Source organism: Comamonas resistens, from assembly GCF_030064165.1.
Lineage (GTDB): Bacteria > Pseudomonadota > Gammaproteobacteria > Burkholderiales > Burkholderiaceae_C > Comamonas > Comamonas resistens.
The window spans coordinates 1,244,983-1,267,787 of record NZ_CP125947.1 but is presented as its reverse complement, the minus strand read 5'-3'; the positions used below and the strand labels follow the sequence as shown (position 1 = coordinate 1,267,787).

The following is a 22,805-nucleotide window of genomic DNA, read 5'->3' as shown; positions in this document are numbered from 1 at the left end:
GAAAGTACAAACCATGAAGCGCAAGAACCGTGGCTTTACATTGATCGAATTGATGATCGTGGTGGCGGTCATAGGCATTCTCAGCGCCATTGCCTACCCCAGCTATACGGAATACGTGCAGCGCGGTCATAGGGCCGATGCGCGCGCGGGCTTGCTGCAGGCCCAGATGTGGATGGAGAGGGCGGCGACTGCGACGGGGGTTTATCCGACGAATGCGGACGCTACCAAAATCCTGCCTGCTGCACTGAGCTGGACCGGTGATGCGAACAAACGCTACACCATTGGGTTTAAAGCCAATACCAGTACCAACGCGGCATACACATTAATTGCCACGCGGAAAAACCCAGGTCCCCAGGCCTCCGACAAATGCGGCGACTTCACTTTGACTCACACTGGAGCAAGAGGGGCAGACAATCTTGCAAGCGGAGCGACCGCCGCGGAGTGCTGGAGTAAATAAAGCCTACCCACTGCATTACCATCCTGGGCATGACACCCTCTGCCCACTTCATGAACAAGGCGTTTGAGCAGGCTGCTCAAGCGCTTTTTCTTTCTTCGCCCAACCCGCGTGTCGGTTGCGTGATCGTCAATGACGCTGGCCAGATCATCGGCCAGGGCTTTACCCAGCAGGCAGGCGGCCCCCACGCCGAGATCATGGCGCTGCGTGATGCGGCCGCCAAGGGAAATGAGGTGCACGGGGCTACGGCTTATGTGACGCTGGAGCCCTGCTCCCACCACGGACGCACCGGCCCGTGCTGCGATGCGCTGGTGGCCGCAGGCATAGGCAAGGTGGTAGGCGCCTTGACCGACCCTAACCCCCAAGTCGCAGGCCGCGGCTTCGAGCGCCTGCGTGCGGCTGGCGTTGAGGTCGAAGTCGGCCCGGGCGCTGCCGAATCGCGCGAACTCAATATCGGCTTTTTCAGCCGCATGATCCGAGGCATGCCATGGGTGCGCATGAAGGCCGCCAGCTCGCTCGACGGGGTGACGGCACTGCATAACGGCAAAAGCCAGTGGATCACCTCGCCTGAGGCCCGTGCTGACGGCCATGCCTGGCGCGCCCGCGCCTGCACCATCCTGACAGGCATAGGTACCGTGCTGGAGGACAACCCACGGATGAATGTGCGTGAAGTGGAAACGCCCCGCCAACCACGGGTGGCAGTAGTGGACAGCAGACTGGACATTCCGCTGGGTGCTCATGTTTTGCAAGCACCTAGCGGTTGCCTTATCTACACTTGCAGTACAGACCAGTTCAAGATCAAGCAGCTACAAGCGCTAGGCGCTACGGTTATTCACATGCCCAATGCAGCAGGCAAGGTGGATCTTGCAGCCATGCTGCGCGACTTGGCCGCACGTGGCACCAACGAGCTGCATGTAGAGGCGGGCTTCAAGCTCAATGGCTCGCTGATCCGTGAAGGCTTGGTCGATGAGTTTCTGCTCTACCAGGCTCCCAAGCTGCTGGGCACAGGAGCCATGGGCATCGCCAATTTCGGTCCTCTGGACGACTTGAACAAAGGGCTTGCACTGGAGCTGCATGAGGTTGCACGCGTCGGCCCGGACTTGCGCATCGTGGCCAGAGTTGAGGGCCGCTCTGCGTTCTAGCCGCGCACAGCCGGTCTCCGTCCGACAAATTACCTTTGCGTTCATGGGTTACAAACCAGACATGCAGATCCGGCCTTTTTTCACCTTCACAAGCAACGCCACCCGCAGGCTACAGCGCATCACAGCGCTTGGGCTTGCAGTTGGTGCAATGCTTTTGGCCGGCTGCGCTGCGCCACTGCCCAAGAATGTGGAAAGGCCGGTCTCGGAGGCTCTGTCCAAGCCACAAGAGACCAATCTGGGCGCCATGATCGCCCAAGTGAAGCCAGCTCGTTCAAAGGCGGGGGCATCGGCTTTTGTCTTGATGAACGGCCCGCAGCATGCCTACAGCAGTCGTCTCGCGCTGGTGCAGAGCGCGCAGAAAACGCTGGACTTGCAGTACTACGCCATTCATGCGGACCGCAGCACCGGCAAGCTGCTGCACGCCATTGTCCACGCGGCTCGGCGCGGCGTGCGCGTGCGCGTGCTGCTCGATGACTTTCACAGTACCGGCCCCGATGCGCAGGTCATGCGCCTGGCTTTTGTGCCCAATGTGGAAATGCGCATGTTCAACCCGCTGGCAGGCTCACGCGCTTCCACGCTGGGCCGAGCCTGGACCATTCTGACGGACTTCCAGCGTGCCCAGCAGCGTATGCACAACAAGCTGTTCGTCGCAGATAACGCCATGGGCGTGATGGGTGGCCGCAATCTGGGCGACGCCTATTTCGACGCCGCCAATGACGGCAACTTCGTGGATGTGGATGTGCTCGCAGCCGGCCCTGTCGTCAAGGATCTGTCGCGCAGCTTTGACAGCTATTGGAACAATGTGCGCGCCTATCCGGTGCAATCGCTGATCAGCGAAAAAGAGCTGCTGCAGCTCAAGGCCCGGTTCGATCAGGAAGATGCCAGCCCCGGCCTGCATGCCGATGGTGACTCTGAGCCAGAGCTTGAAGACAAGCCACTGGACCTGCAAAAACTGCCCTGGATCTGGGCACAGGCCATGGTTCTGGCCGATAGCCCCACCAAAATCCCCAGCGAAAACGACGAGACCAGCAACGAAACAGCAGCATCCGCCAACTCGTCCACCAACAACGGCGGCGTGGCCTCCTTGAAAGTCCCCGCCACGGCATTGGCTGGTGCCGCTCCGGTGCTGCATGCCGATTCGGTGGTGGACGGTTTGCTGGCCCTGATCAAAACCTCCAGCCGCGATCTGCTGGTCGTCTCGCCCTACTTTGTGCCCGGCAATGAAATCATGGATGCGTTTCGCGCCGCCCGAAAGCGCGGCGTGCGCATACGCATCCTGACCAACTCCCTTGCATCCAACGATGCACCGCTGGCCCATGCAGGTTATGCCCGCCATCGCAAGAAGCTGCTGGAGATGGGCATAGAGCTGCATGAAATGCGCAGCGAGGCCGCCAATGTCCGTTCGGCCCTGCGCGCAGGCAGCACCGGCTCCAGCGGCGGCAATTCCGGCACCTCGCGCGCCATGCTGCACTCCAAGCTGCTGGTCATTGACGGACGTCTGGTTGTCATAGGCTCCATGAACCTGGACATGCGCTCGCAGCTGCAGAACACCGAAATTGCGGTATTGATTGCCAGCCACACTTTCAGCAAGCTGGCCACTCAGAGCATCGAGGAAAGCCTGGCTGAAAACAGCTGGATGGTGCAGCTGGACCAGGATGGCAAGCTGGTCTGGCGCGCGCCGCAGGACAGCGGCCTGTCAGACGCCTACACCGAGCCAGATGCCAGCCTCAGCCTGCGCATCATGCTGCAGCTGATTGGGCCTCTGGCTCCTGACAGCCTGCTGTGACTTCCGCTCGCTCTGGCCAGCGCCATTCCAGCTGCAGATCGCGCTGGGACAAGGCCGCCACCCAGTCGCTGATGGCGCGCTGATCGGTCTGCGTACGCACCTCCTGATAGGCCACTTCCGCTTCAGGGAAGCGCCTGCGCATCAGATTCAGCCACTGCTTGAGCCGTCCCGCCCTCTGGCGCGGCTCCAGATCGGCACAGACCATTTCCCAAAAGCGCTGCACCTGGGGCACCAGTTGCAGCCAGGCTATGCCTGCAGCCGTGGTGCTGCCGCCCTGCTCCACGGCATTGCGGATCGCCAGGGCCAGCCCGGGGTCGGCCACAATGCCACGGCCCAGCATCAGGTCGTCACAGCCCGATACCTCGCGACAGCGCAGCGCCTCCTCCACGGTCCATATCTCGCCGTTGGCAACCACAGGCACCTGCACCGCATCGCGGATGCGTGGAATCTCTTCCCAATACGCAGGAGGGCGATAACCATCAAGCTTGGTGCGCGCATGGACAACGATCTCACAGGCACCGCCCTGCTCCATGGCCTGGGCGCACTCGATCATCAAGGCACGGTCGTTAAAGCCCAGCCGCATCTTAGCCGACACCGGCATCTGCGCGGGCACGGCACGGCGCACGGCTTCCACCACGCGCCCAATCTGCTCGGGATCCTGCAGCAGTGAAGCCCCACCTCCGTGGCGGTTGACCACCTTGGCCGGGCAACCAAAGTTCAGGTCAATGCCCTCAGGTCCCAGGCGGGCCAGATTCGCGGCGTTCTCAGCCATGCTGACAGGGTCGGACCCCAGCAACTGCGCGCGCACAGGCACACCTGCCAGGGTCTTGCTGCCATTGCGCAGCTCCGGCATGGTGCGCAGATACACCTTGTCCGGCAGCAAAGTGCCGCTGATGCGGATGAACTCGGAGACGCAGCGATCCGCCCCACCCACACGGGTCAGCACATCACGCAGCACAAAATCCAGCAGCCCCTCCATGGGCGCAAGCAGCAGTCTCATCTCAAATACATATCAAAACGGCTTGTAGCGCTTATATATCAAGCGCTGAAAGCTATTAATCCAGAAGCAAGCAATGAACTCATCCAGTCTGCAGAAGGCTGGTATTCACATGTCTGTCACAGACTTTGGGTGCAATAAGCGCAATAACACTTTTTTACACGCACCGCGCCACAGTTTCATGATTTTGCAAAAAACCGCCAAGGCCATCGAAGAACTGCAGCCCGGATCCCGTCAGCTGCCCCAGCGCGCGCGCTCCGTTCTTCTAATGGCCGGCGGCAGAAGCCTTGACGACCTGCAGCGCATGCTGGGTAGCGATCATGCCGAACTGGCACGACAGTTGATGGAGCAAGGTTATCTGCAATGGCAGTCCGGCGAGAGTGGCAGCCCAGCCCCCACTCCGCAGGCTGTTGCTGCCAAGCCAGCTGAGCCCGCGACCAGCAGCATCAATATGGCAGGCACCCGCATGTATCTTTTCGATATGTGCGAGCGCCTGTTTGCCAACCGCCATGAGCAACTGGCTCAGCAACTGCGCGCACAGTTGCGCGAAGCCAGAGACCTGCCTGCCCTGCAAGAAGCCGGCCTGAAGCTGCTGCATGCCGTGCATGAGCATGCGGGCGAAGAACGGGCCCAGTCGCTGCGCGAGAGACTGGCCGCCCTACTCGCATACAGCGATGACGCCAGCGAAACAGAGAGGGAAGAAAGCCTGGCCTGAAAGCCGTCAAGCCGCTGCCAGGCGCCAGAGCGAGGTCACCTCGGCAGCACGAGCGGCATGCAAAGGATCTGTCTGATCCTGCACCTTGCCATGGTGTGGGCGAATGTCTTCACGCCCCAACACCTTCAGGCCTGCAGAGGCTATCCAGGCCAGCAACTCTTCACGAGAACGCAGCTTCAGATGCTCGGCCAGATCGGAAATGACGAGCCAGCCTTCACCACCGGGCAGCAAATGCATCGCCAGCCCCTGCAGAAACCCGCGCAGCATGCGGCTGTCTTCGTCATAAATGGCCTGATCCAGCAGCGATGCTGCCTTGCCGGGCAGCCATGGTGGATTGCAGACAATCAGCCCTGCCTGCCCCTGGGGAAACAGATCTGTGCGCTGCAGCTCGACCTTGGCAGCCTGACCGAGCCGCTGCAGGTTCTCACCCGCGCAGGCCAGCGCACGTTCGCTCATATCGGTGGCCACCACGGACTTCACGCCGCGCTTGAGCAACACCGCAGCCAGCACACCGGTGCCCGTGCCGATATCCCAGGCCTGGCTTACGCCAGCTGCAGGCAACGGGGCACGCATGACCAGATCGAGGTACTCGCCGCGTACGGGCGAGAAAACGCCATAGTGGGCATGAATGCGGGCACCATCCAGCGCAGCAATCTCCACGCCCTTTTTGCGCCACTCATGTGCGCCCACCACACCCAGCAAATCACGCAGCGGCACCAGCACCGTACGGGCCTCAGCCTGCACAGCCACAGTGCCCCAGCTTTCGCTGCAGGCAACACGCCAGTCTGGCGCGCGGCGCAAGCTGCAGTGCCAGTGCTCGTCCAGCTCGATCAGCAGACTGGCCAGCATGCGCGCACGCTGAGCCTGGGTTTGTCGAAACAAATGAAAAGCATGGGGAAAGCCGGCCGCAGCCGAAGGCTTGCGTCGCGACTTCTTGTCCAGCCTGCGCCCCAGCGCCAGCAGCAACTGGCGGGCATTCTGAAAATCGCCACGCCACAGCAACGACGCCCCCTCGCTGATATGGCGAAACGCCGTATCAGCGGGCATGGTGTCGTCAGCAATCTCTATGCGACGAGGCTTGGGCAAGCTGCTTCCGGTGCGCCACAAGGCCGTGCTGGCCTTGTCCTGTTCCTGCCATTGCAGCAGTTCGAAAGCAGTTGCTGGAGCGGAGACTGAGGCCGCGACATTGTTGCTGGGGGTCTTCACGGCCTGTCTTTCAAAGCAACGGCAATCAGCCGTTCAGAGGGCGCTTGACGCGCACTTCTTCAATCTTGATGCTGCCGATCACAGCCGTTTTGGCCGTGGACATTTCGCGCTTGAAGCCAGCCATTTCATGGAAGCGCAGAGCGCGCTCGTTGCGCAGAGGAATCCAGGCTGTCACGTTGGTGCAGCCTTCTTCCAGCAGACCATCGCGCGCAGCGTCCCACAGGGCAACACCAACACCTTGGTTCCAATGGGTAGGAGCCGCATAGATGGCCCAAATCTCACCAGTGGTCTGGCGGGATTTTTCATCACGGGAGCGGTCAAAGCCGACAAAGCCCACGATCTTGTCACCGTCGATGGCGACCTGGACCTGGGGCTCACAGTATTCAATGGCTTCGCGCCAGTAAGCCTGACGCTTTTCAACAGAGGACATGGCCTTCAGTTGATCATCGGGAACCAGACCTCGGTAAGCCTCCAGTGCGGAAGCAGTATGGATCTGGGCAATCGCTTTTGCATCGCGAAGAGTAGCGGGACGGACCTGGATACTAGACATGGAAAAACCGGAACGGAAACATGTAAGAATAGAAAGGGCGTAATTGTCTACATATTCAGAGTTTTGGCGCAAAGCACATTGGTTAGCCATGTGTTCGACTACGGCTGTTCGCAATTTCTTGCCCTGCAGCAATCTATGTGCTATGCGCTACCCTAACCAGAGCAGCAAGCCCGCGTTCATATTAGGTTTGAGCACTATTTGATACTAAACGTGCTCGCTACCCAAAGCCCTGATTGAAGGCAAAGCCTGCAATAGGCTTCGCCAGTCGCTCAAAGCCAGCGTCGCATGAAGTCCATCATGCGGTCGAATTTCTCGCCGAACGGTGGATACAGCAAGGACGTCGCAGCCCAACGCGACTGCACAAAGACCGCCTTCTGATGGACAAAGCGCAAAAAGCCCTGCTCCGAGTGATAAGCACCCCAGCCACTGTCTCCCACACCGCCAAAAGGCAGGTTGTCATGGGCCACATGCAGCAGGGTGTCATTCACGCAGACACCACCGCTGACGGTGCGGGTCAGCACCGCATCGCGCTCGGCCTCATCGTTGCCAAACCAGTACAGCGCCAGCGGCCTGGGGCTGGCATTGATGGCATTGATCACATCTTCAATGCGCTCGTATGAGATGACGGGCAGGATGGGGCCAAAGATCTCTTCCTGCATGAGCTGCATCTCGCCCGTGGTGCCAAAGACCAGAGCTGGAGCCAGCTGACGCTCCACCGCATCACCCCAGGCAGTGCTGTCGCCGTCGGCTGCCGGAGCGGCCGCCTCATGCATCCAGTGCACTTGCGCACCCAGGCTCTGCGCCTGCCGCAGCATCTGTTTGAGCCGCGCCAGATGACGCTTGCTGATGATGGCCGTGTAGTCGGGATTGCCCGAGATGCGCGGGTACAGCCTCTGCACCGCCGCCTTGAAAGCCTCGGCAAAGACCAGTTCCTGCCCGCGTGGCAGCAACACATAGTCAGGGGCAATGCAGGTCTGGCCTGCATTGACCAGCTTGCCGTAGGCCACCTTGAGCGCCACGGCTTCGATATCGCAATCCTGGGCAATGATGCAAGGCGATTTGCCACCCAGCTCCAGCGTCGTCGGCGTCAGGTGCACGGCCGCGGCTTGTGCCACGCGGCGTCCCACAGCCGTCGAACCTGTAAACAGCAGATGGTCGAACTGCAGGCCTGAAAACTGCGTCGCCACGCCCACATCGCCCTCGATGACGCAGAACTCCTCTGGCGCAAAAAACTGGGCCACGAGTTGCGCCAGCTTGGCAGAGGTATGTGGTGTCAGCTCGCTGGGCTTGAGCATGACTCGATTGCCTGCGGCCAATGCCGTGATGACAGGTGCCAGCGACAGCTGAATCGGATAGTTCCAGGGCGAGATCACACCGACCACGCCCAAAGGCTGGCGCTCCACCCAGGCCTTGCCCGGCTGCAGCATCAGCGGCGTGCGCACGCGCTGGCGCTTGGCCCACTTGCCCAGATGCTTGAGCGTGTGCTTGAGCATGTTTCGCACCAGCATCAGATCCAGCATCTCGGTCCAGCGCTCGGAGCGCACGCCAAAATCCTGCTGCACTGCGGTGCAAAGCTGCTCGCCATTCTCATCCAGCATCTTCTGCAGGCGCAGCAAACGCTCACGGCGCACCAGCACAGGTACATCAACCTGCGCGCGGCTGGCTTGGTATTGCAAGTCAAAGATGCGGTGCAAGTCCATGTAGTTCATGCCTGTCTTCAAAACCTCTGTTCACGCGTTTTCATTCTTACCCAAGCCAGTGCCTGTATCGGACCAGCATCCCCTCATCCAGGCATCTCCAGCGGCATGCCATCTGCGCCAAATGCGATGCCGCGCTCTTCCAGCTTGGCGCGCGCGGCATGGTGTACCAAGCCACGCTTCGCCGGCCTCGACTCCAGCAAGCGGCGCAGCGTGGCTTCGCCGACTTTGGCATGGCGAACGACTTCCATGCGCACGCCCCAGAACCTGTCATCTGCAAAGCGGTCAAGAATCTCGGCATCTGCATCAGGATTCATCGCTGCAGTCGCCCGGATGGCTTGATTGGGATCCGTCAGGAAAGGCTCCAGCTCTTGTGCATTGGCGGCACCGCAGGCTGCAATGTAGCGGCGCTCCTCTGCAGCTTTTTGCTCAGATGTCTTTTTTGCCATTGTGCCCTCGAAGAATTTGAATTCGTCCTTAGTTCAGCGCAAGCGAGGTAAGTACCGCGTAAAAAAAAGAGCCTGACACATACAAGCGCAGGCTCTTTGTTGGCGATCAGCTCGCAGCTCTATCAGGATTCATGGACCTCGCGCGGCTGCACATCGGTCACTTCACCGGTACCGGGCAGAACGCCACGGCGCATACGGGTCTCGCGCGCTTCCTTTTTCGCGTCGGTATCGCCCGACGACTGCGCCATCCACTCCGCACCCGAGCGGTACACCGTCTGCCAGCCCGCAAACGGGCTCATGGAGCCGAAGCTCATGGGCATGATGGGCTGACCCGTGAGCTTGGCCCACAGGGCCCGCACGCCCCAGGCCAAAGCGATCAGGGCCGCCACGGCCATCAGGCACAGGAAGAACACCAGGCCCACCAGCATCAGCATGATGCGGACGGCCCAACGGGTTGCGGTGGTGGCGAAATCGTTCAAAGCAATACCTCTCTAAAGTCCGATCTTAGGCGGTGGCCGCAGATTCGAACCGGAACACCCCGGGATCATTCACCGGGTCAACTGTCACTGCAATCGTACTCTTGGGCGGAAACTTGCCTTCAAGCAACAGCTTGGACAGCGGGTTTTCAATACGCTGCTGGATCGCACGCTTGAGCGGACGGGCTCCGAACACGGGATCGAATCCAACCTTGGCCAGCTCGGCCAGAGCCTGATCGGACACCTGCATGCTCAGCTCCATCTTCTGCAGACGGCTTTCCAGCAGTTTCAGCTGGATCTTGGCAATCGCCTCGATGTTCTTGGCATCCAGGGCATGGAAGACCACGGTTTCATCGATGCGGTTCAAGAATTCGGGTCGGAAATGGTTTTTAAGTTCCCCCCAGACCGCTTCCTTCACATCATTTGCCTCCTCGCCCACCATGGCCTGAATCAAATGTGAACCAATGTTGCTGGTCATGACGATCACGGTGTTCTTGAAGTCCACCGTACGGCCTTGACCATCAGTCAGGCGGCCATCGTCCAGCACCTGCAGCAACACATTGAAGACATCGGGGTGGGCTTTCTCCACCTCGTCCAGCAACAGCACGCTATAGGGCTTGCGGCGCACGGCTTCCGTCAGATAGCCACCTTCTTCATAGCCCACATAGCCGGGAGGCGCACCAATCAAGCGTGCCACAGAGTGCTTTTCCATGAACTCACTCATGTCAATTCGCACCAGGTGGTCCTCGCTATCAAACAGGAATCCGGCCAGTGCCTTGCACAGCTCGGTCTTGCCCACGCCCGTAGGGCCCAGGAACAGGAAGGAGCCTGTAGGACGGTTGGGATCGGACAGACCCGAGCGCGAGCGTCGGATGGCATTGGCCACGGCGGAGATAGCCTCCTCCTGCCCCACCACACGCTCATGCAGCTTGTCCTCCATGTGCAGCAGCTTGTCTTTTTCGCCCTGCATCATCTTAGCCACGGGAATGCCTGTGGCACGGCTCACCACCTCGGCAATCTCCTCGGCACCGACTTGCGTGCGCAGCAGCTTGTTGGCCGCCGTGCCGTCCTTGCCTTCTTCCTTGACCTGGGCTTCGTGCAACTGCTTTTCCAGCGCCGGCAGCTTGCCGTATTGCAGCTCGGCCACCTTGTTGAAATCGCCCTTGCGCTTGAACTCGTCAATCTGAACGCGCAACTGGTCCACTTCCTTGCGGATCTGCTCCGAGCCCAGCGCACTGGCTTTCTCGGCCTTCCAGATCTCTTCGAGGTCGGCGTACTCGCGCTCCAGGCTTCCGAGCTCCTCTTCGATCAGCTGCAGACGCTTTTGCGAGGCGTCATCCTTTTCGCGCTTCATGGCTTCGCGCTCGATCTTGAGCTGGATCATGCGGCGCTCGAGCTTGTCCATCACCTCGGGCTTGGAGTCCATCTCGATCTTGATCTTGGCCGCAGCCTCGTCGATCAGGTCGATGGCCTTGTCGGGCAGGAAACGGTCGGTGATGTAGCGGTGGCTCAGCTCCGCAGCGGCAACGATGGCCGGGTCGGTGATATCGACGTTGTGGTGCGCCTCGTACTTCACCTGCAAGCCGCGCAGGATAGCGATGGTGTCCTCCACCGAAGGCTCGTCCACGATGACCTTCTGGAAGCGGCGCTCCAGCGCTGCATCCTTTTCGATGTATTTGCGGTATTCATCGAGCGTGGTCGCACCCACGCAATGCAACTCACCGCGCGCCAGTGCGGGCTTAAGCATATTGCCGGCATCCATGGCGCCATCGGCCTTGCCGGCACCCACCATGGTGTGAATCTCGTCGATGAAAAGAATGATGCGGCCTTCGTCCTGAGCGATTTCCTTGAGCACGGATTTGAGGCGCTCCTCGAAGTCGCCGCGATATTTGGCACCGGCCAGCAGGCCTGCCATGTCCAACGACAGCACGCGCTTGTTCTGCAGGCTCTCGGGCACCTCGCCGGCCACGATGCGCTGGGCCAGGCCCTCGACGATGGCGGTCTTGCCCACGCCGGGCTCGCCGATGAGCACGGGGTTGTTCTTGCTGCGGCGCTGCAGCACCTGGATGGCGCGGCGGATCTCGTCGTCGCGGCCGATCACCGGGTCAAGCTTGCCGATACGGGCGCGCTCGGTCAGGTCCAGCGTGTATTTCTTGAGCGCTTCGCGCTGGCCTTCGGCTTCTGCACTGTCCACGTTCTGACCTCCTCGCACGGCATTGATGGCCGCTTCCAGGCTGGATTTGCTCACGCCGCTCTGCTTGAGCAAGGCACCGGCACGCGTGGCCGAGCCTGCGGCATCGGCCAGCGCCAGCAAAAACAGCTCGCTGGCGATGAACTGGTCACCGCGCTTGAGGGCTTCTTTCTCCGAGGCCTGCAGCAGGCGAGCCAGCTCGGAGCCGACCTGCACATCGCCTTGCTGCTGCACGCGCGGCAGATCGGCCATGGCCTGTTCGGCCAGGTTCTTGAGTTGCTGCACATTGCCGCCGGCACGCTGCAGCAGCGCGCGCGGGCCGTCGTCCTGGCGCAGCATGGCCACCAGCAGGTGCAGGGGGTCGATAGTGGATTGATCCGCACCGAGCGCCAGAGACTGCGCATCGGCCAAGGCTTCTTGGAATTTGGTCGTCAGTTTGTCAATTCGCATGGTTTGTCGCTTTCGCTCCAATCAGATTCATTGCCATTTATCTGATAGTCAAACAGGGGGTTTCAAGACCCTGATGCGCAAAAAAACAGCAAAAACGAATCTATAGCCGCCCTGCTTGCGGTATATCAAGTTAAAGCATCGCGCCAGCACCGGGCCAGTTGCGTAGGAGTAAGCCCATAGTGCTTGCGAAAGCTGCGCAACAAATGACTGGCATTGGCAAACCCCATTTCGGCAGCCAGCCATGCCAGCTGCGGCGTGCGCCCCCTCTCACCGCCTGCACTGCCCTGCAGGCGGGCGCAGACCTGCTGCAAACGCCGCTGCATGACCCAGTCATGCACGGTGCACCCCATGCTTTGATGGAACATGCGGGCAAAGTGATATTCGGACAAGGCCACGACCTGCGCCAGCGCGGGCAAGCTCAGGGCTTTGCTGTCAGCCAGATGGGCCTCCACATAGTCAAGCACCTTGCGCCGGGCCGTGGATGACAGGCCACCCAACGGTTTCAGCAGCTTGTGCCGCTGCCAGGGCGCCGCCGATTGCAGCACCAGCCTGTCCAGCACTTGCTGGCTCAGGCAATCCGCCTGCCATATGTCGTGGGCCCCACTCCAGTCCAGCCGCCACAGCGCCTGCGCCCATTGCGCATAGATTGGATCCTGGGAATAAATCTGCGGTGTCAGCGTAATGCTGCGCGGCTCGGCATCCAGCAGGCGCACCACTCGGTCGGCCCAGGCAATATCCGAGACATACAGGTGCAGAAACTGCACGGGCTCACGCACCAGCCAGCGCGATTCATGTTCGGCCGGGAGAACGCAAAAGCGCCCTGCCTCGCCCCGGGCCAGTGCATCGTCCTTGAGTTGCGAGCCCTGACCTCCGGCCAGATAGACAGACAGCGTGTGATGCCCTTGCTGGCGGTAGTGCACCTCATCATCGCGATTGGCCCAGATTGCCAATTCCAGCGACTGGCTCAAACCCGCTCTGCGCCTGATCTGGGCACGTGACCGAGCCAGAACATGACTGAGATGCGATGGGGCGGATACAGCGCTGGCGGGCATGCCTGCATTGTGGCTCCAGCCATCTGGCCGCGCTTGCTGCAGCGCCACAAAACCGCAGGAATGTGCAACGCAGAGCCGATCCAGGCGCGCAAGATCTTGGCTCTTCCAAGCACCAAGACTTGCCATGCTTTTGCCTCTTTACGCCCTGGTCGTGCTGATCTGGGGCTCCACCTGGATCGCTCTCAAGATGCAACTGGGCAGCGTACCCGTAGAGCTGTCCATCGCCTACCGCTTTGGTTTTGCTGCCCTGGTACTTTTTGCCTGGCTGCTGCTGGCCCGCCAGTGGCGCACACCCCGCGGCGCAGCCATTCCACGCGTGCTGGGCCAGGGGCTATGCCTGTTCAGCCTGAACTTTGTCTGCTTCATGCACGCCAGCGAGACCCTGACCAGCGGTCTGGCTGCCGTGGTGTTTTCCAGTGCCAGCATCTGGAATGCATTGCTGGCGCGAGCCATCCATGGGCGCAGGCTTGCACCCAATGTGCTCGCAGGCAGTGCTCTGGGCCTGACGGGTCTGATGATTCTGTTCTGGCCGGAGCTACAGCAGGGTCAGCACGCCAGCTGGCAAGGTCTGTTGTGGGCGCTGGGCGGAACGCTGTGCTTTTCCTGCGGGAACATGCTTTCTGCATCGCTGCAGGGCCTGGGCTACAAGCCTCTCCACACCAATGCCTGGGGCATGCTGGCCGGCACGCTGCTGCTGGTGGCGTATGCACTGATCGCCGGTCTGCCATGGCGCTTTGATACCAGCCTGCAATACACAGGCGCACTGCTGTATCTGGCCATTCCCGGCTCGGTGATTGCCTTTACCGCCTACCTTACATTGGTGGGCCGACTTGGGCCCGAGAAAGCCGCTTATGCCACGGTACTGTTTCCCATTGTGGCGCTCAATATCTCGGCCGTGGTGGAAGGCTATGAATGGACTGCAGCGGGACTGCTGGGCCTGGCCCTGGTGATGGCCGGCAATGTGCTGGTCTTCAGGCCACCACGCTGGCTGCAAAGCGCGAAACTACAAAAGGCATAGCAGCTTGCGCTTGATAGATAAGCGCAATAGCGCTTTTTGACTCTGAAGCGCAAGACCAAGCCCTTGCACCCGGGACAAGCATGTTCCAAGCCAGAGACATCAAGCAAGGGCCGCCCCGCCGCGCAGGTGTCGTCCCCCTTGGGGGAAGGCGCGTCAGCGACTCAGGGGGTAGCCCATCTCGCCAATGCCTGCTCATCGCTAACACGCGCATCCACCCAGCGCGCCCCCTGCCCGGTCTGCTCTTTCTTCCAGAATGGGGCTTCGGACTTGAGGTAGTCCATGATGTATTCGCAGGCCTCGAAGGATTTGCCGCGATGGGCGCTGGTCACGGCCACGAGCACGATTTGCTCCATGGGCTGCATCAGGCCGATACGGTGAATCACTCTTGCGCCAAAGATGCCAAAGCGCGCCACGGCCTTGTCGATGATGGCCTCAATGGATTTCTCGGTCATGCCGGGGTAGTGCTCGAGCTCCATGCTGGAGACGGCATCGCCCTCGTTGCGGTCGCGCACCGTGCCCACAAAGCTGCAGACCGCGCCCACGCGCGCATCGCCGGCGCGCAGGGCGGCAATTTCGGTTGACAGATCAAAGTCCTGGGTCTGGATGGAAACACGTGCAGCAGTCATGCCCACATTGTCGCAGGCCTGCATGGGCATGTGCTGCGCATTAGCATTGGGCCATGGCCACACAAACCATCAATCTGCCCGAGTACACGCTGTACCCGTCGCCGCGCAACGAGCACCGGATGATTTTCGAATTCCAGCTCTTTGTGCCCTATCCCTATGAGCTGATCCATCTGCCCGACTACAACTTCAAGGGCAAGGCCACGCTGTTTGCGGCCCACCGCAAGCGCGACAACAAGTCGGGCCAGCTCATCACCTGCGAGCTGGCCGACGACCTGGCACGTTTCGAGCGCCTGTTCGAGCCGAGCTGAGCCATGGACGACACCAGCCAGATTCAGCCTCCACCGAGTTTTGCCGAGCTGTTTCGCACACGCAGCGGCAAGCTGTCCGCCCCCATTGCCGAGGTGGTGGCGCGCTATGAACTCTGCGAAGACCTGGCCTGCCATCTGACCGAGCAGGCACAGACTCTTTACCACTCGGGCAACTCCTCCGAGGAACAGGTGCTGCTGGGCATGCATGCGGGCCTGGCGGCCGAAGGCTCGGTTGTCAGCCCGCCCGAGGCCGGCTGGATCGTGCAGCGCGTGGCCGAGTTGCTGGAGTGGCGAGCGCCGCTGCTACCAGCCGGCAATGCAGAATAAGTATCAAACCAGCCTCAAGCGCTTATCCATCAAGCGCTGACAGCTATCAAAACAAAAGCCGTACAGTTTTCACTGCACGGCTTTTTTCATCGCCAGGCCGCCCCAAGATGAAAAACGCCGGGGGTGCCCAGGCCCTCTCGGAGGGGTAGCGACCACGCACAGCGGGGAGCGTGGGGTGCCTTTTCATGCGTACAACCGATCAGGCTGCGTCTGATTGAGCTGCCTTCCAGTCGGCATAGCGATTCAGAATGCGCTGCACCTGACCATGGGTCCACTCCCCGCCCTTGGCTGCCGCAATGCCACGGGCATTGAGTTCGGCCGCCATGGCGCGGTGGGTCAGACCCTGCTGTTGCAACTGCACAAACAGCGCTTCATGCTGCCTGGCAAAGGCATCGGCCGCCGATTTGCGCTTTTCCACCGTGGCGCGGATATTGGCCGCGCCAGCCGTGCCCAGCTTCACACCGCGCTCGCGCGCTTCGGCCAAAGCCTTGCGGGTTCGGGAGCTGATCTCCGGATTGACTGCGGGCGCAGCCTCGGTGGATGGCAAATCGGTAGCTTGGGTCATGGCATTACGGGAGGGATATAGCTCAGGGTCTGACCCAGGAACCATAACAGGAACAGCACCACCGGCGCATGAACCAGCAGTTGCACAAAGTTGTAGCCGATCAGATCACGTGCCTTCAGGCCCAGCACGCCCAGCAGCGGCAGCATGTAGAAGGGGTTGATCAGATTGGGCAGCGCCTCGGCCGCGTTATAGATCTGCACGGCCCAGCCCAGGTGGTATTGCAGATCGTTGGCGACCTGCATCACATAGGGGGCCTCCACAATCCACTTGCCGCCGCCAGAGGGCAGGAAGAAGCCCAGCACGGCCGAGTAGGTGCCCATCAGCAGCGCATAGGTGTCGTGCGTGGCAAAGCTGGTGAAGAAGGTGGAGATATGGTGGGCGATGCTGGCACCATCCACTCCCTTGACGTCCGTCATGATGGCCGCGATGGCGCCATACAGCGGGAACTGGATCAGCACGCCGGTCGTGGTGGGCACGGCACGGGCCACGGCATCGAGAAAGCTGCGCGGGCGCCAGTGCAGCAGCGCACCGGCCATCAGGAACAGCAGGTTGTAGGTGTTCAGGCCCGAGATCGCCTGAATGAAAGGCTTGCTGGAGAACTCCTCCACCATCCAGCCCACGGTCAGCGCCACCAACAGGATGATGAGAATGGGGCTGTACTCCAGCCATTCGCCGGGTCGGCTGGGCTTTTTGACTTCCTTGACCACTTCTTCGCTCAGATCGACCTGGCACTGGCCGGCATCACGCGCCGTTTTTTCGCCAGGCGCAGTCATATAGGCCACAACGATGGAAATCACCATCAGCACGGCCAGCATCACGCCGGACTGCCACATGAAAATGGTCTGCGTGAATGGAATCACGCCGGTAATGGCCAGAATGCCGGGCGGCAGGCTGGCGGGGTTGGCCTGCAGCTGCGCGGCCGACGAGGAAATGCCCAGCGCCCATACGGCGCCCAGGCCCAGATAGACGGCAGCACCGGCCGCGCGGTAGTCCATTCTGATATCGGTGCGGCGTGCCAGCGCCTTGACCAGCAGGCCGCCGAACACCAGGCTCAGGCCCCAGTTCAGCAACGATGCGGTCAGCGATACAAAAGCCACCCAGGCAACGGCGCCACGGCCGGTCTTGGGCACCAGAGCCAGGGCGTGGATCAACTTGGATGCCGGCTTGGAGCTGGCCACCACATAGCCGCCAATCACCACAAATGCCATCTGCATGGTGAAGGGAATCAGGCTCCAGAAGCCTTTGCCGAAAGCCTTGCTGGTTTCGGCGGCAGGCGCACCGATCGCAAAGGCAGCCAGCACCACGATGAAGATGCCGACCACGGCAAACACCCAGGAATCCGGGAACCACTTTTCCGCCCAGCTGGCGCAGCGCATGGCAAAGCGCGCAGAGCGGGTTTCCTCCATATTGACGTGAGTTGTCATGAGTAAGCGCTTTCTGTCTCTCTTTTAGAAAGCGCGGATTGTCATGAAGGAAAGGCGTCAGCCTGGTGAAAACTCTCCTGGGTTAACCCTAGTAAGCAATCACACGATAGGAGACTTACGTATGAAAAATGGCAGCCCATGCTCCCCGAGGAGGGATTTTTCACCTTGGGGCGGCCCGGCGATGAAAAAAGCCTGAGCTATTGGAAAGCGCAGGCCTTTGCGGGCAGAGCAGAAACGGCGCTCAGCCGCCGGTGACGGGCGGGAAGAAAGCCACTTCGTCACCGCTCTTCAAAGCCGCATCGCCGGTACACATGTCCTGGTTCAGCGCCATGCGCACGGCACGGCCTTCGGCCAGCACCTGGGCGGCGGCATCGCTTTTGCCCATTAGCTCGGCACGCAGTGCATCCACGGTGGCCGCCGCTGTCTGCAGGCTTTCGTGGCCTGTGCCCATGGCTTCACGGATGGAGGCGAAATAACGCACGGTAATCTGGTTCATGTCCGTCTCCTTCAGGCCATCAGCTCGGCAAATGGAATAAAGCGCACGCTGTCGCCTTCGGCAATCGTGGTGTTGGCAGGGTTGTCCACCACGCCGTCGCCCCAGGCCGTGGAAGTCAGCACACCCGAACTCTGATTCTTGAACAGCTCCAGCCCCCCGCGCTCGTTGTAGCGCACGCGCAGAAACTCGCGGCGCTTGTCGCCCTTGGGCCAAACAAAATCGGCCCGCGCCGCAATGGAGCGCGGCAGCACTTGCTGCACGCCCTGCAGACGCAGCAAAAAGGGCCGCACCAGCACCTGAAAGGTGACAAAACTGGAGACCGGATTGCCCGGCAGTCCGATGAAATGGGCAAAGCCCGAACCATATTCGCGATTGACGCGACCATAGGCAAAGGGCTTGCCCGGCTTGATGCTGATCTGCCAAAGATCCAGCTGGCCCAGCTGCTGCACGGCAGGCTTGATATGGTCTTCCTCGCCCACGGAGACGCCGCCGCTGGTGACGATCACATCATGGTCCATGGCCGCATCGGCCAGTGCGGCAATCGTGGCTTCGCGGTCATCGGGAACGATGCCCAGATCCGTGACCTCGCAGCCCATGCGCAGCAGCAGCGCACGCAGGAAAAAGCGGTTGCTGTTGTAGATGCTGCCGGGCTTCATATCCTGGGGCGCCACGGTGCCGGGCATGACCAGTTCGTCACCCGTGGAGAACAGCGCCACGCGCGGCTTGCGCGCCACGGGCAGGCTGGCAAAGCCCATGCTGGCGGCCAGACCCAGATGCGCGGGCGTGAGACGCGTGCCGGCTTCGATCACGGTCGCTCCCTGGGTGATGTCTTCGCCCGAGCGGCGAATCCACTGGCCGGCCACAGGCTGGGCCTTGATGCGCACGCGGCCATCTCCCAGCACTTCGCAGTCTTCCTGCATGACGATGGCGTCCGCGCCGGCAGGCACGGGCGCGCCCGTGAAGATGCGGGCGACGGAGCCAGCAGCCAGCGCCTCGGGCGCCGTACCCGCAGGAATGCGCTGGGACACGGGCAGCACGGCGTCTGCGCTCGCACATTCGGCAGCGCGCACGGCATAGCCGTCCATGGCCGAATTGTCCTGGGGTGGCACCTGCAACGGCGAAACGGCGGCCTGCAAAAGCACACGGCCATCGGCATCGAAGGTATCGACCTGCTGAACGCCCGCCATCGGCTGGGCATGGGCCAGCAGCTCCTGCAGGGCGTCATCCAGAGGCTTGAGGGGTTTGCGAGGCGTCTGTGGGGCTTGCATTGCGGTGTCTTTCCTTAATTCCTGTATTGCAGTGAGTCTGCGTGATCCAGCAGCCACTGCAGCACGGCCTGCGGCTGGCTCAAATCCAGCACAGGCTGGGTCGGAGTCTGCGGCAGATCATGATTTGCATCGGTGGCCACGGCCATCACCATGGCGTCATGAGGGTACAGAGGCGCCTGGCTCTTGCCCTTGTCCAGCCGGTCCTGCTGCTGTCGCCAGACTTCGATCTTGGGCAGCTCGCCATGCTTGAAGCCTTCTATCAGCACCCAGTCCACCGCAGGGTCCAGCTGCGCCAGCATGTCGCTCACGCTCAGCTCGGTGGGCTGCTCATACTCACGCATCAGCGCCATGCGCTTGTCGGAGGCCAGCAGCACTTCATAGGCTCCGGCCTTGCGGTGGCGCCAGCTGTCCTTGCCTTCGCGGTCCACATCGAAGTGGTGATGGGCATGCTTGATGACCGAGACCTTGAGCCCGCGCTGCTTCATCAGCGCCACCAGGGCCTCGACCAGCGTGGTCTTGCCCGCGCCCGAATACCCGGCAAAGCCTATGACCTTCATCTTGATTTCAATATGCTTTTGATAGCTATCAGCGCTTGATGGATAAGCGCAAAAGGCCAATTTCATTCAAAGAAAAAGCACCTGCCGCCAAGCTACAGGTGCTTTTCCAGCTTAACGCCGCAAGGTTTTATTTGCAGTTTTCAGCGATAAAAGCCTTGACCTTGTTCACGTCAGCAGCCATCACGACCACGCGCTTGGGCAGGTCTTCGATGCCGTTGAACTTGGCAGGACGTTCAGGCTGGCGGCCCAGCGCTTCTTCAATCGTGGCCGCGAACTTGATGGGCAAGGCGGTTTCCAGCACCAGCATAGGCTCCGCTCCCAGATGCTCGCGCGCCACCTTCACGCCGTCAGCGGTATGGGTGTCGATCATCTGGCCAAAGCGCTCAAAGGTGTCCTTGATGGTGGCCAGTCGGTCGGCATGCGTGCTCTTGCCACTCACAAAACCGTACTTGCCGGCCGCATCCTTGAAGGCTGGGTCGGCGCTCAGGTCGAACTTGCCCGCCTTGGCCACGCCTTCGGCGAACAGTTGCTGGGTACGTGCACCGTCGCGGCCCACCAAATCGAAGACAAAGCGCTCGAAATTGCTGGCCTTGGAGATGTCCATCGAGGGGCTCGATGTCTCGTAGGTGTTGGCCGAGCCGCGCACCTGGTAGACGCCGGTGCGGAAGAACTCGTCCAGCACATCGTTTTCGTTGGTCGCCACCACCAGTTTGGCAATCGGCAAACCCATCTGGCGCGCCACATGGCCTGCGCAGATATTGCCGAAGTTGCCCGAAGGCACGGTGAAGCTAACCTTCTGGTCGTTGGATTGAGTAGCCTGCAGGTAACCAGCAAAGTAGTAGACCACCTGGGCCAGCAGACGCGCCCAGTTGATGGAGTTGACCGTGCCGATCTTGTACTGGGCCTTGAAGGCGTGGTCGTTGGAGACGGCCTTGACGATGTCCTGGCAGTCATCAAACACGCCTTCGATGGCGATGTTGTGGATGTTCTCGTCCTGCAGGCTGAACATCTGCGCCTGCTGGAAGGGGCTCATGCGACCGTGGGGGCTGGTCATGAAGACCCGCACGCCCTTTTTGCCGCGCATGGCGTACTCGGCCGCGCTGCCGGTGTCACCGCTGGTGGCGCCCAGAATGTTCAGCTCTTCATTGCGGCGGGCCAGTTCGTACTCGAACAGATTGCCCAGCAGTTGCATGGCCATGTCCTTGAAGGCCAGCGTGGGGCCGTTGGACAGGGCTTCGATGTGCAGCACGCCGTCCAGCTGGCGCACGGGCACGATGGCGTCCGTGCCAAAGACTTCCCTGGTATAGGTCTTGGCGCACAAAGCCTGCAGATCGGCAGCAGGAATATCGTCGATATAGAGCGACAGAATCTCGAAGGCCAGCGCTGCATAGCCCTTGGTGGCCAGCGTCTCGCGCAGCTGGCTCAGCTTGGCGTCGTCAATCTGGGGGTACTCGACGGGCAGGTACAGACCACCATCGGGAGCCAGACCGGCCAGCAAAATATCGCAAAAACGCTTGCGGTCAGCATGGCCGCGGGTGGACAGATACAGCATCTCAAACTCGCCAAAAACTAAAATTCGGAACGGGCAGGCAAACAGGCAGAAGTCATGCCGCCAAGCTCTCCATTATCAGCCAGCAGTTCCACCTCCACCATGCGCCATTGAAGAGACCGGCCAACGCGGTATCGCTGCTGTGCCTTGGGTGATGGCCTCAGCGCTGGAAATAGCGCTCTGCTTGCGGCTTGATATAGGGCTTGAGCATCTTGAATGGAACACTGACGCCGCTGCCCAGGCACACGCCCATGGCGTGGCCGATGCCGGAAATCACAAAACTCATCTTGTCCGGCTTATCGAGCATCAGTGCCATATAGCTGGGCAGAACCTCCGTGCATTCCTTGTCATCCTTGGAGTATTTGCCCACGGCTTTGCGGATGAAGCCCTGCATCTGCTCGCTGAGTTCCAGCTTGTAGTCGCCATACTTTGCTCCCTTGAACAAACGGGTGAAGTCCATATAGCCACCCTGCAGCAAATCCAGCACAAAAGGGTCGTAGTGGTTATTGGGGTGCGCACCGCCGCAGCCCGTGGCGCCAGACTCCACCACACTCATCATGGCGCGGCTCAGATAGGTCACGGCAATGCTTTCGTGATCGAAATAGCCCAAAGTCCCAGCCTCCGGGCCGTTGTCACGATAGATGGCACTTCGGCAACCCAAAGCAGCCAGGCTCATGCCCCAATGGCGCTGCTCCAGCACGGCATTGGTCTGAGCCAATATCTTGGCATCCGGGTGACGGGTCAGCCGCGGATACCAGAACTTGGTGCGCGTGTCCCGCACAGGTCGCCAAGCCAGGTCTGGAGCAAGTACCACTTCCTTGCCCTGCTCCAGCTTTTGCTCGCCAAGCTTCAGATAGTCATAGGGCGTGCTCTGCGCAGAGATCACCTCATCTTGCGAGACACCGCTGCCCGCGCCCTGAACGATTGCCAAAGTCACCGCCTCCACACCGCGCGGCGCTATCTTTTCAGGATCATATTGCGCAATACGTTGAAGGCTTAGCGGCAGTTTTTTGCCATGAATGCCATCCACCCACTCGCCGGTCAGTGCATCGCCTTGCTGCGCCACATTCCACTTCACGCTGCGCTCTTGCTCATTCGCAAAGATTGGCAGCTCTGGCTGCGAGCGGCTCCACCCATCATTAAGCGGCAAGGCTTCAGCCAGCGCATTGAGCGTCCCCTTGAGCGGAATATCCACACCATGGCGCAGATAGAAGTAACGGCCTTGCAGCTCGCCATCGGCATCGGGCTTGCGCAGCTCCAGCACCACTTCAGAGCCGCCCAGCGTGCCGCGATAGACATCAACCGGCGCAGCCTGCACCGCAGTGGCCGCAAAAACAAAAAAGGCCAGCATCCAATGACGCCAGCCTTTGCTGAATAAAGCGGTGCGCTGATCGCGCTGAGCGGGGGAACTATCTAGTCGAGCGAAACAGGACATCAGAATTCTCCTGAAAAGCACAGGACACAAATCAAGCGCACTCCAACTAAGGGATACCGAGCAAGCG

General features: G+C 60.8%; 23 protein-coding genes. 7 read left to right on the top strand and 16 right to left on the bottom strand.

Features of this window, described 5'->3' with window-relative positions; translation table 11 throughout:
• Positions 1–13 precede the first annotated feature (13 nt).
• The 3 genes from QMY55_RS05740 (at position 14) to QMY55_RS05730 (ending at position 3,382) form a co-directional block, all read left to right on the top strand.
• Complete coding sequence (locus tag QMY55_RS05740; protein WP_283488893.1) at positions 14–457, top strand: type IV pilin protein; 444 nt, start codon at positions 14–16, stop codon at positions 455–457.
• 29 nt (positions 458–486) lie between these two features.
• A complete protein-coding gene (gene ribD / locus QMY55_RS05735) occupies positions 487–1,596 on the top strand; it encodes a bifunctional diaminohydroxyphosphoribosylaminopyrimidine deaminase/5-amino-6-(5-phosphoribosylamino)uracil reductase RibD (RefSeq protein ID WP_283487713.1) in 1,110 nt (369 codons plus the stop codon).
• A 148-nt stretch (positions 1,597–1,744) separates the two neighbouring features.
• Positions 1,745–3,382 carry a phospholipase D-like domain-containing protein gene (locus tag QMY55_RS05730; RefSeq protein ID WP_283487712.1) on the top strand — a complete coding sequence of 546 codons (1,638 nt, stop codon included), beginning with the start codon at positions 1,745–1,747 and terminating at the stop codon, positions 3,380–3,382.
• Here the strand turns inward: QMY55_RS05730 and QMY55_RS05725 are convergent.
• Positions 3,336–4,382 (bottom strand): tRNA dihydrouridine synthase, encoded by a 1,047-nt coding sequence (locus tag QMY55_RS05725; RefSeq protein WP_283487711.1) that lies wholly within the window; start codon positions 4,380–4,382, stop codon positions 3,336–3,338. The two genes, QMY55_RS05730 and QMY55_RS05725, sit on opposite strands and share 47 nt — an antisense overlap.
• Positions 4,383–4,560: 178 nt before the next feature.
• Here QMY55_RS05725 and QMY55_RS05720 point away from each other — a divergent pair, with 178 nt between their 5' ends.
• Positions 4,561–5,094 carry a hypothetical protein gene (locus QMY55_RS05720; protein ID WP_283487710.1) on the top strand — a complete coding sequence of 178 codons (534 nt, stop codon included), beginning with the start codon at positions 4,561–4,563 and terminating at the stop codon, positions 5,092–5,094.
• A 6-nt stretch (positions 5,095–5,100) separates the two neighbouring features.
• On the opposite strand, the gene QMY55_RS05715 is transcribed toward QMY55_RS05720, so the two are convergent.
• The 7 genes from QMY55_RS05715 to QMY55_RS05685 form a co-directional block, all read right to left on the bottom strand.
• On the bottom strand, positions 5,101–6,300 hold the full coding sequence (locus QMY55_RS05715; RefSeq protein ID WP_283487709.1) for a class I SAM-dependent methyltransferase: 1,200 nt from the start codon (positions 6,298–6,300) through the stop codon (positions 5,101–5,103).
• Positions 6,301–6,325: 25 nt separating this feature from the next.
• Positions 6,326–6,850, bottom strand: coding sequence for a GNAT family N-acetyltransferase (locus QMY55_RS05710; RefSeq protein ID WP_283488892.1), 525 nt, complete (start codon positions 6,848–6,850; stop codon positions 6,326–6,328).
• Positions 6,851–7,119: 269 nt separating this feature from the next.
• Entirely contained in the window at positions 7,120–8,559 is a 1,440-nt protein-coding gene (locus QMY55_RS05705; protein ID WP_283487708.1) for a coniferyl aldehyde dehydrogenase, read from the bottom strand.
• A 74-nt stretch (positions 8,560–8,633) separates the two neighbouring features.
• Positions 8,634–8,996, bottom strand: coding sequence for a hypothetical protein (locus QMY55_RS05700; RefSeq protein ID WP_283487707.1), 363 nt, complete (start codon positions 8,994–8,996; stop codon positions 8,634–8,636).
• Positions 8,997–9,118: 122 nt separating this feature from the next.
• A complete protein-coding gene (locus QMY55_RS05695; RefSeq protein WP_283487706.1) occupies positions 9,119–9,475 on the bottom strand; it encodes a hypothetical protein in 357 nt (118 codons plus the stop codon).
• A gap of 25 nt (positions 9,476–9,500) precedes the next feature.
• Positions 9,501–12,113: an ATP-dependent chaperone ClpB gene (gene clpB / locus QMY55_RS05690; protein ID WP_283487705.1), complete on the bottom strand. Its 2,613-nt coding sequence runs from the start codon at positions 12,111–12,113 to the stop codon at positions 9,501–9,503.
• Between the two features lie 125 nt (positions 12,114–12,238).
• A complete protein-coding gene (locus QMY55_RS05685) occupies positions 12,239–13,081 on the bottom strand; it encodes a helix-turn-helix domain-containing protein (protein ID WP_283487704.1) in 843 nt (280 codons plus the stop codon).
• Between the two features lie 208 nt (positions 13,082–13,289).
• Here QMY55_RS05685 and QMY55_RS05680 point away from each other — a divergent pair, with 208 nt between their 5' ends.
• Positions 13,290–14,183, top strand: a complete 894-nt coding sequence (locus QMY55_RS05680; RefSeq protein WP_283487703.1) for a DMT family transporter — start codon at positions 13,290–13,292, stop codon at positions 14,181–14,183.
• Positions 14,184–14,344: 161 nt separating this feature from the next.
• Here QMY55_RS05680 and QMY55_RS05675 read toward each other — a convergent pair whose 3' ends face one another.
• Positions 14,345–14,809 carry a molybdenum cofactor biosynthesis protein MoaE gene (locus tag QMY55_RS05675; RefSeq protein WP_283488891.1) on the bottom strand — a complete coding sequence of 155 codons (465 nt, stop codon included), beginning with the start codon at positions 14,807–14,809 and terminating at the stop codon, positions 14,345–14,347.
• Positions 14,810–14,862: 53 nt separating this feature from the next.
• Between QMY55_RS05675 and QMY55_RS05670 the strand changes: the two genes are divergently transcribed.
• Together QMY55_RS05670 and QMY55_RS05665 are read left to right on the top strand one after the other, a co-directional pair.
• The gene (locus QMY55_RS05670; protein WP_283487702.1) at positions 14,863–15,117 is read left to right on the top strand and encodes a hypothetical protein; all 255 of its coding nucleotides are present in this window, start codon (positions 14,863–14,865) and stop codon (positions 15,115–15,117) included.
• A gap of 3 nt (positions 15,118–15,120) precedes the next feature.
• Complete coding sequence (locus tag QMY55_RS05665; RefSeq protein WP_283487701.1) at positions 15,121–15,444, top strand: hypothetical protein; 324 nt, start codon at positions 15,121–15,123, stop codon at positions 15,442–15,444.
• A gap of 199 nt (positions 15,445–15,643) precedes the next feature.
• Here QMY55_RS05665 and QMY55_RS05660 read toward each other — a convergent pair whose 3' ends face one another.
• The 7 genes from QMY55_RS05660 to QMY55_RS05630 form a co-directional block, all read right to left on the bottom strand.
• The gene (locus QMY55_RS05660; protein ID WP_283487700.1) at positions 15,644–16,009 is read right to left on the bottom strand and encodes a recombinase family protein; all 366 of its coding nucleotides are present in this window, start codon (positions 16,007–16,009) and stop codon (positions 15,644–15,646) included.
• On the bottom strand, positions 16,006–17,433 hold the full coding sequence (locus QMY55_RS05655; protein ID WP_283487699.1) for a short-chain fatty acid transporter: 1,428 nt from the start codon (positions 17,431–17,433) through the stop codon (positions 16,006–16,008). Before QMY55_RS05655 ends, QMY55_RS05660 begins: the two co-directional genes overlap by 4 nt.
• Positions 17,434–17,674: 241 nt before the next feature.
• Positions 17,675–17,929, bottom strand: coding sequence for a molybdopterin converting factor subunit 1 (gene moaD, locus QMY55_RS05650; RefSeq protein WP_283487698.1), 255 nt, complete (start codon positions 17,927–17,929; stop codon positions 17,675–17,677).
• An 11-nt stretch (positions 17,930–17,940) separates the two neighbouring features.
• Entirely contained in the window at positions 17,941–19,197 is a 1,257-nt protein-coding gene (locus tag QMY55_RS05645) for a molybdopterin molybdotransferase MoeA (protein WP_283487697.1), read from the bottom strand.
• A gap of 14 nt (positions 19,198–19,211) precedes the next feature.
• Positions 19,212–19,754 carry a molybdopterin-guanine dinucleotide biosynthesis protein B gene (mobB, locus tag QMY55_RS05640; RefSeq protein ID WP_283487696.1) on the bottom strand — a complete coding sequence of 181 codons (543 nt, stop codon included), beginning with the start codon at positions 19,752–19,754 and terminating at the stop codon, positions 19,212–19,214.
• Between the two features lie 127 nt (positions 19,755–19,881).
• Positions 19,882–21,306, bottom strand: a complete 1,425-nt coding sequence (gene thrC, locus QMY55_RS05635; protein ID WP_283487695.1) for a threonine synthase — start codon at positions 21,304–21,306, stop codon at positions 19,882–19,884.
• Positions 21,307–21,463: 157 nt separating this feature from the next.
• Positions 21,464–22,654 (bottom strand): hypothetical protein, encoded by a 1,191-nt coding sequence (locus QMY55_RS05630; protein ID WP_283487694.1) that lies wholly within the window; start codon positions 22,652–22,654, stop codon positions 21,464–21,466.
• Between the last annotated feature and the right edge of the window lie 151 nt (positions 22,655–22,805).